Origin of the sequence: Streptomyces halobius, from assembly GCF_023277745.1 — a bacterium.
GTDB classification, from domain to species: domain Bacteria; phylum Actinomycetota; class Actinomycetes; order Streptomycetales; family Streptomycetaceae; genus Streptomyces; species Streptomyces halobius.
Genome location: NZ_CP086322.1, coordinates 4429246 through 4445590, shown reverse-complemented (window position 1 = coordinate 4445590; position 16345 = coordinate 4429246). Strand labels below are relative to the sequence as shown.

Sequence of the window (16345 nt, the reverse complement as noted above, 5' to 3'; positions counted from 1 at the left end):
AAAGTCTACCGGCGCTGCTCCTCTTCCCGTGGGGCCTCCCGCCGCACGCGCTTGGGAAGGACGCTCAGCGCCTGGCCGACATCGGCCACCTCCAGCACCCGCATCCCGTCGGGGATCCTGCCCGGATCGGAGGGGACGAGGGCGTGGGTGAAGCCGAGCCGGGCCGCTTCGGAGAGCCTGCGCTGGACGCCGGTGACCCGTCTGACCTCGCCCGCGAGCCCGACTTCGCCGATGGCGACCAGATTCTTGGGGAGGGGGGTGTCGCTGGCCGCGCTGGCCAGGGCGAGGGCCACGGCGAGGTCGGCGGCGGGTTCGGAGAGCTTCACGCCGCCGACCGTCGCGCTGTAGATGTCGCGTTTTCCCAGGGCGCTGATCCGGCCGCGCTGCTCCAGGACGGCGAGCATCATCGAGACCCGGGAGGTCTCCAGGCCGGAAGTGGTGCGCCGGGGGGAGGGGATCTGGGAGTCGACGGTCAGCGCCTGGACCTCGGCGACCAGGGGGCGGCGGCCTTCCAGGGTCACGGTCAGACAGGTGCCGGGCACCGGCTCGGCGCGGCGGGTCAGGAAGAGGCCGGAGGGGTCGGCGAGGCCGGTGATGCCCTCGTCGTGCAGCTCGAAGCAGCCGACCTCGTCGGTGGTGCCGTAGCGGTTCTTGACGCCGCGGACCAGGCGGAGGCGGGCGTGCCGGTCGCCTTCGAAGTGCAGGACGACGTCGACGAGGTGTTCCAGGAGGCGGGGGCCGGCGATCGCGCCGTCCTTGGTGACATGGCCGACCAGGAGGGTGGACATGGCGCGTTCCTTGGAGGCGCGGATCAGTGCGCCGGCCACCTCGCGGACCTGGGCCATGCCGCCGGGCGCGCCGTCGATCTCCGGGGAGGCGACGGTCTGGACGGAGTCGAGGACGAGGAGGGACGGCTTGACGGTGTCGAGGTGGCCCAGGACGGCGGAGAGGTCGGTTTCGGCGGCCAGGTAGAGGTGGTCGTCGAGGGCGCCGATGCGGTCGGCGCGCAGCCGGACCTGGCTCGCGGACTCCTCGCCGGTGACGTAGAGCGTGCGGTGGTTGCCGGAGGCGGCCTTGGCGGCGACGTCCAGGAGGAGGGTGGATTTGCCGACGCCGGGCTCGCCGGCCAGCAGCGCGACCGCGCCGGGGACCAGCCCGCCGCCGAGGACGCGGTCGAGCTCGGGCACGCCCGTGGAGCGGGCGGTGGCCTGTCTGCCGTCGACCTGGCCGATGGGCAGCGCGGCGGTGGTGACCCGGCCGGGGGCGGTCGTCCGCACCGCGGGGGCGCCGCCGAACTCCTCGACCGTGCCCCACGCCTGGCACTCGGGGCAGCGGCCGAGCCACTTCGCGGTGGTCCAGCCGCATTCGGTGCAGCGGTAGGAGGGACGCTCCTTGGCCGAGGTTTTTCGGGATGCCATGTGGTCACCGTATCGGCGGGGTCCGACAGTGCTCCGCCGACCTCTCAAGGAGCGGAGGCGCTCGCGGAATCCGCCGTCGCGGAACCCGCGCCGCGCGCGATCGTTGCGCCAACCGGGTGACGTAACCCGAGCGCGTCGGACGCGGAAAAGGCGATTCGTGTCCCCTTTTGAGGGAGAAGGTCACCCGTATGGGTTAAAAGTGCCGAAGGGGAGGGAGTGCGGCTGCATCATCCGCCTACCGTCGCCGGGTGATGAGCAGCAGGCCAGAGCACCCCAGGCACACCACCGGCGCACACCGGTCGCGCAGCGGCGCTCCGGGCCGGAGCCGGCCGCGGTCCTCCGAGCGGCCCGACCGGTCCGACCTGCGCGACCTGTCGGACCGGTCCGTCGGCGACGGCGGACCGCCCGGCGCGGACCGCCAGGCACCCTACGAGCCCTGTCTGGACGGGCTGTTCACCTACTGTCTGTCCGTCCTGTGCGAGCACGACGCGGCGACCGTGGTGCTCGGCGAGACCCTTGCGCTCGCCGAGCGGCAGCACGCCCGGCGGCCCTCCGACCCGGCCCTCTACCGCCCGTGGCTCTACGCACTGGCCCGCTGGGCCTGTCTGCGCCGGCTCGCCGAGGCCCCCCAGACGTCCTCGGCCGCCCCCAGGTCCGCCGGCCCGGACGACGAGGCGGACACCGACGCGCGGCGGCAGCACGAACTCGCCGCGCTGGCCTGGCCGGAGGCCGCCGGGACGACCCCGGAGCAGCGTGAGGCGCTGGAGCTGTCGGTACGCCATCGCCTGCCGGCCCATGAGGTCGCCGCCGTGCTCGGCGCGGAGCCGGTCGCCACCCGTGCGCTGCTGGCCGCCGCGTCCTGCGAGGTCGAGCGGACCCGGGCCGCGCTGGCCGTCGTCGACAGCGGCCGGTGTCCCGATGTGGCGCGGCTGGCGGGGGACGGCCAGATGCTGCTGGGGGTGGCGCTCCGCCGTGAGCTGGTGCGCCATGTCGACGAGTGCGCCGAGTGCCGGCGGACGGCCGAGCGGGCCACCGCCGCCGGGCCGTGGCCGGGCACCGCGCCCGCGGCCCAGGGCACGTTGCCGCTGGTCAGCGCGGAGCGCGCGGCTGTGACGCGGGCGTTGGAGGCGGCTCGGCGGTCGCGGTCGGGGCGGGCGGAGGGGGTGCCCGGCGCGGTGACCGTGGCCAGGGGCGGCCGCTCCGGCGGGCCAAACGGTTCGCCTCGCTACGACCGCGGCGGCTTCCCCGTGGGCCCCACGGACCGGGCCGCCCGCCGGCGCAGGCTGCGCAGCCGGGCGCTGACCACCACGGTCGTCGCGACGGTGCTGGCGGCGCCGGTGCTGGCGGTGTGGGCGGCGTACCGCAACGCCCCCACGACTGGCGAGATGGACGCCCCCGCGGTGACCGCCAACGAGTCGGACAGCGGGCGGCTGGACGGCCGTCCGTACAAGAATGCCGGCAACGCCCGGACGTCCGCCGATCCGAGCTTCGCGGCCGGTGCCGAGTCGCCCGATGTGTCGGTGGAGGTGATCAGCGCGGACGGCACCCGGCAGCGGCCCGGCGAGCCGGGCCGGGAGCGACCGGGGCCGGGGCGGCTGACCGTCACCGCGCAGCCGAGCGGCGACTCGACGGTGATCACGATCGGCGCGTCCGGCGGGGCTCCGGTGCGCTGGACGGCGTCGGCGGCCGCGCCGTGGGTGCAGATGAGCCGGACGGCGGGCACGCTGCGGCCGCGGGAGTCCACGACGATTGTGGTCCTGATCGACCACGACCGGGAGCCCGAGGGCCACTGGCGGGCCCGTATCGGCATCGATCCGGGGACCGCCGCCGTCACGCTGGAAGGCCACGGCGCCACCGACCCCGGCCCGTCCCACCCGTCACCCACGCACCCGAAGCCCAAGCCCCCGGAACCCCCGAAGCCGGCGGACCCGAAGCCGACGTCCGGCCACCCCAGGCCGACGCCGACCCACCACACGCCCAGCCCCACGCCCACACAGCCGAGCGCGACGCCCACCCCCACCGCGAGCCCGGCTCCCACCGGCACCGGTCCCGCACCGCGGCCGTCGCACACCACCCGTCCCGCTCGCTGAACGGGACGGGTGGCGAGGGGCGGTACGGGCGGTACAGAGACGCGGCCGACTGTGACGCCGTTACAGAGGTGTCCGACGGCCATGCCGAGCGGGCACACGTCTACTTCCGAGGCTCCGCTACTTCCGAGGCTCCGCTACTTCCGAGGCTCGGCTACTTCCGAGGCTCCGCCGGCAGTGGGTCCGCCGGACGTGGCAACCGCCGGACGCGGGTCCGCGGGATGCGGCGCCATCGGCAGCGTCGCCGACAGCCGCTCCTCGCACAGCTCGACGAGCCTGGCGTACGCCTTCTCGCCCATCAACTCGGTGAGTTCGGGCCGGTACGAGACATACACCGGTTCACCCGCGCCGTGCGCCGAGGTCGCCGAGGTGCACCACCAGTGCAGATCATGGCCGCCCGGCCCCCAGCCGCGCCGGTCGTACTCGCCGATCGTCACCTGCAGCACACGGGTGTCGTCGGGCCGCTCGATCCACTCGAAGGTGCGCCGGACCGGCAGTTGCCAGCAGACGTCGGGTTTGGTCTCCAGTGGTTCGCGGCCCTCGCGCAGTGCGAGGATGTGCAGCGAGCAGCCGGCGCCGCCCGCGAAGCCGGGACGGTTCTGGAAGATGCACGAGCCCTGCCATCGGCGGGTCTGCCGCTCGCCGTCCTCGTCCTCCTGGATCCAGCCGGTCTCCGTGCCGACGTCGTGGAACTGCCACAGTTCGGGCGTGAGACGTGCCACATGCGCGGCAACCCGCTTCTCGTCGTCCTCGTCGGAGAAGTGCGCGCCGAGTGTGCAGCAGCCGTCGTCCGCGCGGCCGGCCTGGATGCCCTGGCAGCCGCTGCCGAAGATGCACGTCCACCGGGACGTCAGCCAGGTCAGATCGCAGCGGAAGACCTGCTCGTCGTCGGCCGGGTCGGGGAAGGTGACCCAGGCGCGGGCGAAGTCGAGGCCGACCTCGTCGGCCTGGGCCCCGTGCGTGGGCTGCGCTGCCTGTGCCGCTCGCGCGCGCCGCTTTTCTTCCTTCTTCAGGGCTTTTTCCTGCTTCGCCTTTTTCGTCTTTGCCACCACTCCAGCGTAAGGCGGCTGACAAGAGTTCCCTGCCGCGGCAGTAGGTTTCCCCGTATGAGACTCGGTGTCCTCGATGTGGGTTCGAATACCGTCCATCTCCTGGTGGTGGACGCACACCCCGGCGCACGCCCACTGCCCGCCTATTCGCACAAGGCCGATCTGCGCCTCGCCCAGCTGCTCGACGAGGACGGCGCCATAAACGGCGCCGGCGTGGAGCGGCTGGAGGCCACGCTCCACGAAGCGGTGCAGGTGGCCGAGGACAAGGGCGTGGAGGAAGTGCTGCCGTTCGCCACCTCCGCGATCCGCGAGGCCACCAACGGCGAGGAGATGCTGCGCAAGATCGCCCGGGAGACCGGGGTGGAGCTGCGGGTGCTGTCCGGCGAGGACGAGGCACGGCTGACCTTTCTCGCCGCCCGGCGCTGGCTGGGCTGGTCCGCGGGCCGGCTGCTGGTCCTGGACATCGGCGGCGGCTCCCTGGAGATCGCCTACGGCCTCGACGAGGAGCCCGACGCGGCGGTCTCGCTGCCGCTCGGCGCCGGCCGGCTGACCAGCAGCGATCTGCCGGGTGATCCGCCCGGGAGCGACGACGTACGGGCGCTGCGCCGCCGCGTACGGGCCGAGATCGCCCGGGTGGTCAGCGAATTCTCCCGCTACGGGACGCCCGATCAGGTCGTCGGGACCTCCAAGACCTTCAAGCAGCTGGCCCGGATCGCGGGCGCGGCGCGCTCCGCCGAGGGGCTGTACGTCCAGCGGGAGCTGACCCGCAAGAAGCTGGAGGAGTGGGTGCCGCGGCTCGCCGGGATGACGGCGGAGGAGCGCGCCGCGCTGCCCGGCGTGTCCGAGGGACGCGCGCTGCAGCTGCTCGCCGGGGCGCTGGTGGCGGAGGCGGCGATGGACCTGTTCGGGGTCGAGACGCTGGAGATCTGCCCGTGGGCGCTGCGCGAGGGTGTCATCCTGCGGCGGCTGGACCATCTGCCGACGCCGACCGCGTAGGGCGCCGTAGGGGGCGCGCTGTAGGCGGTACGGGTGGCGCGGCGGCGCAGGCGGCGCGCGGCGGGTGCGGGCGGACATCACGGATGGCGCCGGTGGCACGAGTGTAAGGAGCGTCACATCGCGGAGCGTGCCCGTCCGGACCTCCTGCCCCGCGCCCAGTTCCGGCCCGTACGCTGTCCCTCGTGACAGAGCCAGTGGTGCGCATCCCGGATGCGAAGGTCGCCCTGTCCACGGCCTCGGTGTATCCGGAGTCGACGGCGACGGCCTTCGAGATCGCCGCGCGGCTGGGCTACGACGGCGTCGAGGTCATGGTGTGGACCGATCCGGTCAGCCAGGACATCGAGGCGCTGCGCCGGCTCTCGGACTACCACGGTGTGCCGGTGCTGGCGGTGCACGCGCCCTGTCTGCTGATCACGCAGCGGGTGTGGTCCACGGACCCCTGGGTCAAGCTGCAGCGCGCGCGGAACGCCGCGGAGAAGCTGGGCGCGTCGACGGTCGTGGTGCACCCGCCGTTCCGGTGGCAGCGCAGCTACGCGCGGGAGTTCGTCCGCGGTGTGTGGCGGATGGAACACGAGACGGATGTGAAGTTCGCCGTGGAGAACATGTATCCGTGGCGCTACCGGGACCGCGAGATGCTGGCGTACGCCCCGGACTGGGACCCGACCAACGACGACTACCGCCACTTCACCGTCGATCTGTCGCACACCGCCACGGCACGCAATGACGCGCTGGAGATGGTGACGCGGATGGGCGACCGGCTGGCGCACGTCCATCTCGCCGACGGCAACGGCTCCGCCAAGGACGAGCACCTGGTGCCCGGCCGCGGCCGCCAGCCCTGCGCCGACCTGCTGGAACGCCTGGCCGCGAGCGGTTTCGCGGGCCATGTCGTCGTCGAGGTCAATACCCGCCGGGCGATGTCCGCCGCCGAACGGGAGGCCGACCTCGCCGAGGCGCTGGCCTTCACCCGGCTGCATCTGGCCTCGCCGACCTGGGTGCCGGGGTCGTGAGCCGGCCCGGAGATTCCGTCAACCGGCCCGGGGAATCCGTCCCCCCCCGCGCCGCCGCGGCCGCCCCGCCCGCGCCGAGGCCGAGGGTGGTCCCGGCGCCCGGGAGCGGATCCTGGCCGCGGCCCGTACGGAGTTCGCCGAGCGCGGCTACGACAAGACGTCGGTACGCGGGATCGCCAAGGCGGCCGGGGTGGACCCGGCGCTGGTGCATCTGACCCAGCCGTAAGCGGGCCGGACCCCGGCCCGTCGTCCATAGAATAGGAGTCGGCCGTTCATGGGAGCCGACGGGCCACGGCGGCCGACCGTCCACGACGGTGTCCGCACTCCGGTCAGCCATCTCACATACCGGAGTCACCGTCCAGATCTTGGATCAAGCGCGTAATCTCGGCTGCAGCCGCTATTCATCCCGAGGGAGTGACCATCGTGCCCGAGCTGAGGTCCCGCACCGTTACCCATGGCCGCAACATGGCGGGCGCCCGCGCCCTTATGCGGGCCTCGGGCGTGGCGAGCGAGGACATCGGCAAGCCGGTCATCGCGGTGGCGAACTCCTTCACCGAGTTCGTGCCCGGACACACCCACCTCGCGCCGGTCGGCCGGATCGTCTCCGACGCGATCCGGGCCGCGGGCGCGATCCCGCGCGAGTTCAACACCATCGCCGTCGACGACGGCATCGCCATGGGCCACGGCGGCATGCTGTACTCGCTCCCGTCCCGCGACCTGATCGCCGACTCCGTCGAGTACATGGTCGAGGCGCACTGCGCGGACGCGCTGATCTGCATCTCCAACTGCGACAAGATCACCCCCGGCATGCTGATGGCCGCGATGCGCCTCAACATCCCGGTCGTCTTCGTCTCCGGCGGCCCGATGGAGGCCGGCCAGGCCACGCTGGTGGACGGCACCGTCCGCAAGCTCGACCTGATCAACGCCATCGTCGACTCCGTCAACGACCAGGTCTCCGACGAGGACGTCCTGCGCATCGAGGAGAACGCCTGCCCCACCTGCGGCTCCTGCTCCGGCATGTTCACCGCCAACTCGATGAACTGCCTCACCGAGGCCATCGGCCTCTCCCTCCCGGGCAACGGCTCGGTGCTCGCCACCCACACCGCCCGCCGCGCGCTGTACGAGAACGCCGGGCGCACGGTCGTGGAGATCACCAAGCGCTACTACGAGGACGGCGACGAGTCGGTCCTGCCGCGCAACATCGCCACCCGCGCCGCCTTCGAGAACGCCATGGCGCTGGACATCGCCATGGGTGGCTCCACCAACACGATCCTGCATCTGCTCGCCGCCGCCCAGGAGGCCGCGCTCGACTACGACCTCACGGACATCGACGCCGTCTCGCGCCGCGTCCCCTGCCTGGCCAAGGTCGCCCCGAACGTGGCCCCCGGCGGCACGTACTACATGGAGGACGTGCACCGCGCCGGCGGCATCCCCGCCATCCTCGGCGAGCTCTACCGGGGCGGCCTGCTCAACGAGGACGTCCACACCGTCCACTCCGCGTCGCTCGACGAGTGGCTCAAGACCTGGGACGTGCGCGGGGGTTCGCCGTCCGCCGAGTCCGTCGAGCTGTGGCACGCCGCCCCCGGCTGCAAGCGCTCGGCGACCGCCTTCTCCCAGTCCGAGCGCTGGGAGTCCCTGGACGTGGACGCCGAGGGCGGCTGCATCCGCTCCGTCGAGCACGCCTACTCCAAGGACGGCGGTCTGGCGGTCCTCAAGGGCAATATCGCCGAGGACGGCTGCGTCGTGAAGACCGCGGGCGTCGACGAGTCCATCTGGACGTTCGAGGGCCCGGCCGTCGTCTGCGAATCGCAGGATGAAGCCGTCGACAAGATCCTGTCCAAGCAGGTCAAGGAGGGCGACGTCGTCGTCATCCGCTACGAGGGCCCCAAGGGCGGGCCCGGCATGCAGGAAATGCTCTACCCGACGTCGTTCCTCAAGGGCCGCGGCCTGGGCAAGGCATGCGCGCTGGTCACCGACGGCCGCTTCTCCGGTGGTACGTCCGGCCTGTCCATCGGCCACGCCTCGCCCGAGGCGGCGTCCGGCGGCACCATCGCCCTCGTCGAGGACGGCGACCGGATCCGTATCGACATCCCGAACCGTTCGATCGAACTCCTCGTGGACGAGGAGGAGTTGGCGGCCCGGCGGGATGCGCTGGGCGGGGCGTACGCGCCCAAGTCGCGCGAACGCAAGGTGTCGGCGGCGCTGCGGGCGTACGCGGCGATGGCGACCAGCGCGGACAAGGGTGCGGTGCGGGATGTGAGCGGGCTGGGCTGAGCCTGGCGTCAGGTGCGGGGCAGCTCCCCGGGCCCGTTACGGCCCTACGTGCCGACTCCGTACATTTCGCCGGCGTGTCATATCCGCTTCCACACGTCGTGCGACGAGGGCATGCCGGAGCCCGAGAGCACCGTGGTCCCGGGCGTCTGGCGCGAAGCCTGCGCCTGCCGCTGTCACGATGACGAGCGGGCCGGCCGTCACCAGTGGGCGGGGTCCTTCGTCTCCGCCACGAACACCGTGCCGTCCGGCGCCGCAGCGTAGATCCGTCCCCGGGGCCCGTCCACCAGCGGGGCGGGCAGCGTCTCCAGGAAGCCGTTGTGCCGGTCGGCGGCCAGCCGGGCCCGGGTCTGCCCGAGCAGCGTGCCGGACCGGGTGTCGACGGCCAGCAGCCGCCCGTCCGCCGCGGTGACATACAGCCGGTCGCCGGCCACCACCGGCGCCGAGGCCCGGCTGACCGACGTCTCCAGATCCCACTTCCGCTCCCCGACGGCGTGCAGCCCGCCGCCCTCCGCCAGCAGATAGACCGTCTCCTCGCGCACCACGGCCAGGACGCCGTCCAGCGGTGTGGCCGGCGGGATGCGCCGGGTGCGCCCGGTGTCCGGGTCGTAGCGGAGGACGGCGGTGGTGGTGAAGCTGGACATCGGGTCGGCGACGGTGAAATAGAGCGCGCCGGAGGTGCCGGTGCCGGCCAGGGTGAGCGAGCCGGGCAGCCGCCGCGTCCAGCGGACCTCGCCGTCCTTGGGATCGATGGCGGTGACCGGTGTGTCGGGGCCGTCGACCGAGCCGCCGACGGCATACGCGGTGCGGGCGTCGCCGTACGACTTGAAGGACGCGCGCTTGTGCTGGGGGTAGCGCTTGCGCCACCGCTGCTGGTGGGTGGCGCTGTCGAGCGCGGTGACCGTACCGTCGCCGGATGCCAGGAGGACGCGGTCGCCGACGATCGTGGCCCCGCCCTCGTACCCGGAGAGGTCCTTGGTCCAACGGGTGGCGCCCTTCCCGCCGATGGACGGGTCGAGCGCCTCCAACCGCTTGCCGTCGGGGGAGAAGACGTACAACAGCCCGCCGGAGAGCACCGGGGCGGTGGGCGGCGCGGCGGACTTCGTGGCCGGGCCGGCCGGACGGCGCCACACCACCCGGCCGGTATCGGGGTCTACGCGGGCGGCCCGTATACCGGACTGAACGCAGAAGAGGGCGGAGCGAGTTGAGGGGGCGTCGGTACGGGACGTCTTGGTGTTGCCGGTGGGCGTTCCGGTGGTGCCGCCCGTGTGGGTGCCGTCGCCCGTCGTGCAGAACGGCATCTCGGCGGCATGGCCATCGGGGCGCTCAAGGAGAGTGGTCCGCCATGGGCGGAAGTCGCCTGCGGCGGCGCGCGACGGACGGGTCTGCAGCGCCGGATCCCCTTCCGCCTCCCCGGAAGACAGCGCCCGGACGCCCACGAAAGCCCCGGCCCCGGAGAGGACCAGCGCCACGGCGGCCCAGACGGGCCGGCGGCGGGGGCGACGGGGACGGCGACGTGGGCCGGAAGCCGGGGGCGCGGGGGTGTCGGGTCCCGCCGACCGGGGTGTCACGACACGGACATGGGTGGCCCCGGCCCGCGAAGGGGCGGGCTCGGCACGTACCGGCGTGGGCTCGGCGCGTATGGGCGTGGGCTGGGTGCGTATGGGCGTGGGCTGGGTGCGTATGGGCGTGGACTCGGGGCCTACCGGCCGCCGCTGGCCCGGTATCCGCGTGCCGGACACGGGGCTGGGACGGGAACCGGGACCGGAGCCGTCCCCCGAACCGGAGCCGTCCCCCGCACCGGAGACGGCCCCCGCACCGTCCTCCCCACCGCTTTCCCCGCTTCCCGGCGCATCGACGCCGTCCGCTCCCGGCCACTGCTGCAGCACCTGCGGCAACGGGTGCTGCGCCGCTGTCGGCACATCCGTCTGCAGCAGCTTCATCAGGGCGTCCGGTGTCGGCCGGTCCTCCGGATGCTTCGCCAGGCAGCTCTCGATCAGCGGCGCCAACTCCTCCGGCACACCGGCCAGATCCGCGTCGTCGTGTACCACCTGATAGGCGACGAGGTAGGGGCTCTCCGAGTCGAACGGCCCGCTTCCGGTGGCGGCGTGCACCAGCACCGAGCCCAGCGCGAAGACATCCGCCGCCGGTCCCACCTCGCGCGGCCGCTGGAACTGCTCGGGCGCCATGAAAGGCGGGGTGCCGATCAACTTGCCGGTCTCGGTACGCATTTCGCTGTCGTTCGGCCGCGAAATGCCGAAATCGATGACTTTCGGGCCGTCGGTGGCCAGCAGCACATTTCCCGGCTTGAGATCGCGGTGCACGACCCCGGCCCGGTGGATGTCACGCAGCGCCTCCGCCAGACCGGAGGCCAGCCGCCGCACCTCGGCCGGGGGCAGCGGACCATTCCGCTTCACATGCTCGGAAAGGGGCGGGCCGGCGATGTGGAGGGTGGCCATCCAGGGTCGCTCGGCATCCGGATCGGCGTCCACGACCGGTGCGGTAAAGGTCCCGCTGACCCGTCGCGCGGCCGCCACTTCCTGCCTGAACCGTCCCCGGAATTCCGGGTCCTGGGCGAATTCGGCGTGAATGACCTTGACCGCGAGCAGCAGGCCCGAGGACGAACGCGCCAGATGGACCACGCCCATACCACCGGAGCCCAGACGCGTCTCAAGGCGATATTGCCCAGCGTAGTCCGGACGCTCCGCTTCCGGGCCGGCCCCGGGATCGCGCAGCGACGGCATGGATGCACCCCCGTGTCATTCCCTGTGATTTCCTGTGCCGTTCGGTCGCAGGTGCGACGCGCGGAGCCTAGTCGATGGCGCGTACGAGATGAATGAGGCTTGCTAGCGTGCGGGTTGCACTATGGCAACGCCCGTACGGGGCCGTGTCGGGACCGTGCTTTCCACGGCACGGTTCCTCACGGTTCACCGCGTAGTACCACAAACGCAGCATCGCGACACGCGTGCCACCACACGCGACGTCACAACACGCAGGCCGCAACACACAGTGTCACCAGACGATTTCACCGCAGGATTCAACGGGGGAACACGAAATGACCACCCAGGACGAACAGTCGGCCACCGTCCAGGCCGCCGGCCACCGCCGCACCTTCCCGATCGCGCCCGGATACCAGGTCAACGTCCGCCAGGGGCCCGGCACCGACACCCCGATCGTCCGGCAGCTGGCAGAGGGCGCGCACGTCCAGATCCGATGCCAGCGGCGCGGCCAGCGGGTCAGCGGCCCGTACGGCACCTCGGACATCTGGGACAACATCGCCCCCGGGCAGTATGTCTCGGACGCCTATGTGTGGACGGGCAGCGACGGGCGGGTCGCGCCGCCTTGCACGAGCTGACGCGGGGCGCGACAAGCGCTGCGGGAGCTGAGATGCAGCAGAGGTAAGCGTTGCGGGAGCTGATACGCGGCAGAGACAAGCGCTGCCGGAGCTGATACGCAGCAAGGGCGAGCGCTGCAAGACCTGAGGTGCGGGCAGGAGCGGCCCCACAACCCGCCCACCCACGCCGCCGGGCATCCCCGCCCCAGGGATAATCGACTCCATGAGCGACGAGCAGACGACGCCCGGCGGCGCGGAGCGGGGCGGCCCCGTGCCGGAGGAGATCCGGTTCTTCGGTACCACCTGGGTCCACCACGACGGCGGCTACGGCCTGCGCCGGACCGGCGTCGCGGTCGGTTCGCTGGTCCTGGCCGCGGCCGGCGCGGCCGTACTGCGCCTCGCCTTCCAGGGGCTGGAGGTTGCCGACGTCGGCGGGTTCGTCGGCATCCTCGTCGTCGCGGGCTTCGCGATCTGCAGCGCGCTCGCCTTCCGCCGCACCTGGGACGGCTTCGTCCGCCGCCCGGACCCGGCCGCCGAGAGCGCGGCCGACCGGTCCGCGCAGAGCCTGATGCTGATCGGCTTCATCGGCTCCCTGCTCGCCTACTTCTGCCGCAGCCTCGTGGAGGCCCCGGGCGAGAAGCTGCGCCGCGCCGAATACGAGGCGGCCCGCGAGCGCCACGCCCGCCGCCGCAGCGCCCGCGCGGGCAACCCGGCGACACGAAAGGCCAAGCCGAAGGGCAAGAAGCGCCGCTAGGCCCTGACCCATCCGCTAGGCCCTCATCCACCGGACCGGCTCTGACGACCCACCGGACCGGCCCTGGTCCCCCCGCGTCCCTTGCTGTTCCCCGTCCTCAGTACTCCCAGTCCGGCTTGCCCTCGCCGTACAGCCAGTCGTCGAAGAGATCCGTCAGGTCCACGTCCGTCCGTTCCTGGCAGAAGTCGATGAAGTCCTGCGAATCGGCGTTGGCGTGGCGGTATGTGGCGGGCCACTCCTTGAGGATCTTGAAGAACGTCTTGTCGCCGACGGCATTGCGCAGCTGCTGGAGCACCATCGCGCCACGCTCGTAGACGGGTGTCCCCGTGACGTTCTCCGGCTTGCCCGGATTGCCCGGAGGGAAGGCCCAGCGGTCGTCGTCCTCGCCGTCCGCACCGTCCTTATCGTCCGTATGATCCGCGTCATCCGCGAAGAGCGCGTCGAACTGCTGCTGGGGCGTCCTGCCGCCCTCGCGCTCCTCCCACAGCCATTCGGCGTAGGTCGCGAAGCCCTCGTTGAGCCAGGTGTCCTTCCAGGTCTTGGGCGTGACCGAGTTGCCGAACCACTGGTGCGCCGTCTCGTGCACCACCGTCTCGGTGTCCGTCGCCCCGGCGTATACCGGTTTGGTCTGGCTCTCCAGGGCGCCCCAGTTGATGCGGTCGGGCGTGTTGTCGACGATCGCGCCCGCGGAGGAGAACGGGTAGGCGCCGAAGAGCCCGCGTTCCCACGTGATGATCTCCGGCAGCCGGTCGAGCGCGGGCGTGCTCTCCTCGGCCACCGCCGGGTCCACCGCGACATACAGCGGCAGCCCGTCGCGCATACGGGAGGTGCTGATGTCGAACGTTCCGATGGTGGCGGTGGCGAGGTAGCTGGCCATCGGCTCGCCGTTGTGCCACGCGTATGTCGTCCTGCCGTCGGCGGTCTTCTGCGACCGCAGCTCCCCGTTGGCGACGGCGGTGTAGCGCCGCGGCACGGTGATCCTGAAGTCGTAGGTGGCTTTGTCGCCGGGGTGGTTGTTGCCGGGGAACCAGGTCATCGCCCCGGCGGGCTCACCGGCCACGAACGCGCCGTCCCGGGTCTTGACCCACCCCTCGTGGGCGCCGTCCGGGTCCGTCATCTCCTGGGGTGTGCCGCCGTATGTCACGGTGGTACGGAACGTGGCGCCCTTCGTGAGCCCGGCCGCCGGCCGGACCGTCAGCTTGTGCCCCTTACGGGTGAAGGGGGCGTCCTCGCCGTCGACCCGGACGCCGGACACCTTCAGCCCCTGGAGGTCGAGCTTGAACGACCGCAGATCCTTCTCGGCCTTCGCGGTGATCTCCGCGGTCGCGTCCAACCGCTTCTTCGGAACGTCGTAGTCGAGTGTGAGCCCGTAGTGGGTGACCTGATAGCCGCCGTTGCCGAGCGCCGGGAACAGCGGATCGCCGACCCCGCCCGCGCCGTCCGCCCCCTCGACTGCGGTCCCGCCGGTGCAGGAGGACAGCAGCAGGGCGACGGACAGGGCGGCGGTCGCACCGCAACAGCGGAGGGGCCGGCGGTTCACAGGACTCCCAGGGTCGGCGATCACAGGATGTCCGACCCTACGGTCATTTCCGCTGTATCGCCGGTCACTTCCGGTCAGAAGGTGCTACTGGAGCGGCCGGGAAGGCGGCAACGGTCGAACGGCGGCAACAGCCGAACGTCAGCAACGGCCGGAAGTCGGCAACGCGACGGTGGCGGACGTGATCCGGTGCCCGGCACCAGATGGCTAACCACCCTTGCGTGCCGGTTGCGGCGCCCCGGCCTCCTTCCCGGCCCGGCGCCGCTGCTCGGCCCAGTTGCCGAGCGCCGCCGCACAGGCGTGGTCGAGATGCCGCAGCCCGGAAAGATCCAGCTCGATCTCCCGGTTCCGGGGCAGTGCCTCCAGCTGGTCGAGCAGTTTCGGCAGCCGCAGGAACGTCGCATGGCCGACGGCCCGTACTCGAACGGGACGCCGGGCGACAGCCCTCGCCGGGCTTCCCGGATCGGCGCCGGCCGGCACGTCCGCCGCACCACACCCCTCCGGCTCCTCCAGCCCCACGATCTCCAGGTGGACGTGCGAGGTCTCCCACGCCGACTTGGCGATGGCCATCAGCAGCCCCAGCAGCACCCCTTCGAACATATTGGTCGCCAGGATGGCCACCGCCGTCGTCACCAGCACCACCGCCTCACCGCGATGATCCCGCCATAGCGGCACCAGCTCCTTGTGCGGGATCAGCTTCCAGCCCGCGAACACCAGCACACCGGCCAGCGACGCGACCGGCACCACACCCAGCGCGGCCGGGAACGCCGCCGCGAAGGCCAGCAGCCAGACGCCGTGCAGCACCCGCGACGCCTTGGTCCGCGCTCCGGCGTGCACATTGGCCGCGCTGCGTACGATCACCGCGGTCATCGGCAGCGCGCCGAGCACCCCGCACACCGTGTTGCCCGCGCCCTGCGCGATCAGCTCCTTGTCGTAGTCGGTACGCGGCCCCTCGTGCAGCCGGTCCACCGCGGCCGCGCTGAACAGCGACTCCGCGGACGCGATGAGGGCGAAGGCGAGGAGTGTGCCCAGCGCTCCGGCGATGGCCCCCGCCTCCGTGAGCCGTGCGAAGTCCGCACCGCCCGGTGGCTGTACGACACCCAGCAGGCCCCGCACTTCGACCCGGGCCACCGGAAGGTCCAGTACGAACACCGCCAGGGTCGCCAGCGCCACCGCCACCAGCGGCGCCGGCAGCACCCGCGCCGCCCGCCTCCAGCGCGGCCACAGCATCAGGACCGCGATCGTCCCGGCCCCCACGGCGAACGCCGTCAGCGCCGCGTCCGATCCGATGGTGTCGATCACCAGGGACGGCAGCCCGCCCAGGTTGGACAGCCCGCTGCCGGGCGCCTCGGCGTCCGTGAGCTTGTAGAGCTGCCCGGCGATCAGCAGCAGTCCGATGCCCGCGAGCATGCCCTGGACGACCGCGACGGAGATGGCCCGGAACCACCGCCCGAGCCGCAGCATCCCCATGGTCAGCTGCAGCACCCCGGCGGCGAGCACCAGCACGCCCAGCGAGCCGAGCCCGTACTCCTTCACGGCCTCGTAGACCAGCACCGTCAGCCCGGCCGCCGGCCCGCTGACCTGCAGACTGCTGCCCGGGAGCAGCCCGGTGAGCAGACCGCCGACGATGCCGGTGACGAGCCCGAGCTCGGCCGGCACCCCGGACGCGACGGCGATCCCGACACACAACGGGACCGCGACGAGGAAGACGACTAGGGAAGCGGTGACATCGGCGCGCCAGTGGGGGAGGGATTGCCGGAAGGGGACGGAGAGGCGGGTGGGGGAGAGACGACGGGTCAGGTCGGGGAATCTCTGCATGATGATGCCTCCAGTGGTATGCGGATACGGCGGTGCGCACACGGACGCGGACGCGGACACGGGAGCGGACGCGC

At 72.2% G+C, this 16345-nt stretch carries 11 protein-coding genes and 1 pseudogene; 7 read left to right on the top strand and 5 right to left on the bottom strand.

What is annotated here, in order from left to right; translation table 11 throughout:
* Window positions 1–5: 5 nt before the first annotated feature.
* The gene (gene radA / locus K9S39_RS20220; RefSeq protein ID WP_248864775.1) at window positions 6–1418 is read right to left on the bottom strand and encodes a DNA repair protein RadA; all 1413 of its coding nucleotides are present in this window, start codon (window positions 1416–1418) and stop codon (window positions 6–8) included.
* A 251-nt stretch (window positions 1419–1669) separates the two neighbouring features.
* On the opposite strand from radA, the gene K9S39_RS20215 reads away from it, so the two are divergent.
* Entirely contained in the window at window positions 1670–3508 is a 1839-nt protein-coding gene (locus K9S39_RS20215) for a sigma-70 RNA polymerase sigma factor region 4 domain-containing protein (protein WP_248864774.1), read from the top strand.
* A 134-nt stretch (window positions 3509–3642) separates the two neighbouring features.
* On the opposite strand, the gene K9S39_RS20210 is transcribed toward K9S39_RS20215, so the two are convergent.
* Window positions 3643–4554 (bottom strand): hypothetical protein, encoded by a 912-nt coding sequence (locus K9S39_RS20210; protein ID WP_248864773.1) that lies wholly within the window; start codon window positions 4552–4554, stop codon window positions 3643–3645.
* 57 nt (window positions 4555–4611) lie between these two features.
* Here K9S39_RS20210 and K9S39_RS20205 point away from each other — a divergent pair, with 57 nt between their 5' ends.
* From K9S39_RS20205 to ilvD, 4 genes and pseudogenes are all read left to right on the top strand, one after another.
* Window positions 4612–5550, top strand: coding sequence for a Ppx/GppA phosphatase family protein (locus tag K9S39_RS20205; RefSeq protein WP_248864772.1), 939 nt, complete (start codon window positions 4612–4614; stop codon window positions 5548–5550).
* A gap of 194 nt (window positions 5551–5744) precedes the next feature.
* Window positions 5745–6557, top strand: a complete 813-nt coding sequence (locus tag K9S39_RS20200; protein ID WP_248868868.1) for a sugar phosphate isomerase/epimerase family protein — start codon at window positions 5745–5747, stop codon at window positions 6555–6557.
* 34 nt (window positions 6558–6591) lie between these two features.
* Window positions 6592–6768, top strand: a pseudogene (locus tag K9S39_RS20195) (helix-turn-helix domain-containing protein); the annotation flags it as partial.
* A gap of 212 nt (window positions 6769–6980) precedes the next feature.
* Window positions 6981–8831 carry a dihydroxy-acid dehydratase gene (gene ilvD / locus K9S39_RS20190; RefSeq protein WP_248864771.1) on the top strand — a complete coding sequence of 617 codons (1851 nt, stop codon included), beginning with the start codon at window positions 6981–6983 and terminating at the stop codon, window positions 8829–8831.
* A gap of 197 nt (window positions 8832–9028) precedes the next feature.
* Here the strand turns inward: ilvD and K9S39_RS20185 are convergent, their stop codons facing one another.
* Entirely contained in the window at window positions 9029–11572 is a 2544-nt protein-coding gene (locus tag K9S39_RS20185; RefSeq protein WP_248864770.1) for a protein kinase domain-containing protein, read from the bottom strand.
* Window positions 11573–11883: 311 nt separating this feature from the next.
* Here K9S39_RS20185 and K9S39_RS20180 point away from each other — a divergent pair, with 311 nt between their 5' ends.
* Together K9S39_RS20180 and K9S39_RS20175 are read left to right on the top strand one after the other, a co-directional pair.
* Complete coding sequence (locus tag K9S39_RS20180; RefSeq protein ID WP_248864769.1) at window positions 11884–12183, top strand: peptidase; 300 nt, start codon at window positions 11884–11886, stop codon at window positions 12181–12183.
* A gap of 202 nt (window positions 12184–12385) precedes the next feature.
* Window positions 12386–12916 carry a hypothetical protein gene (locus tag K9S39_RS20175; RefSeq protein WP_248864768.1) on the top strand — a complete coding sequence of 177 codons (531 nt, stop codon included), beginning with the start codon at window positions 12386–12388 and terminating at the stop codon, window positions 12914–12916.
* A 97-nt stretch (window positions 12917–13013) separates the two neighbouring features.
* On the opposite strand, the gene K9S39_RS20170 is transcribed toward K9S39_RS20175, so the two are convergent.
* Both K9S39_RS20170 and K9S39_RS20165 read right to left on the bottom strand, forming a co-directional pair.
* The gene (locus tag K9S39_RS20170) at window positions 13014–14456 is read right to left on the bottom strand and encodes a M1 family metallopeptidase (RefSeq protein WP_248864767.1); all 1443 of its coding nucleotides are present in this window, start codon (window positions 14454–14456) and stop codon (window positions 13014–13016) included.
* A 204-nt stretch (window positions 14457–14660) separates the two neighbouring features.
* A complete protein-coding gene (locus tag K9S39_RS20165) occupies window positions 14661–16271 on the bottom strand; it encodes a SulP family inorganic anion transporter (RefSeq protein WP_248864766.1) in 1611 nt (536 codons plus the stop codon).
* Between the last annotated feature and the right edge of the window lie 74 nt (window positions 16272–16345).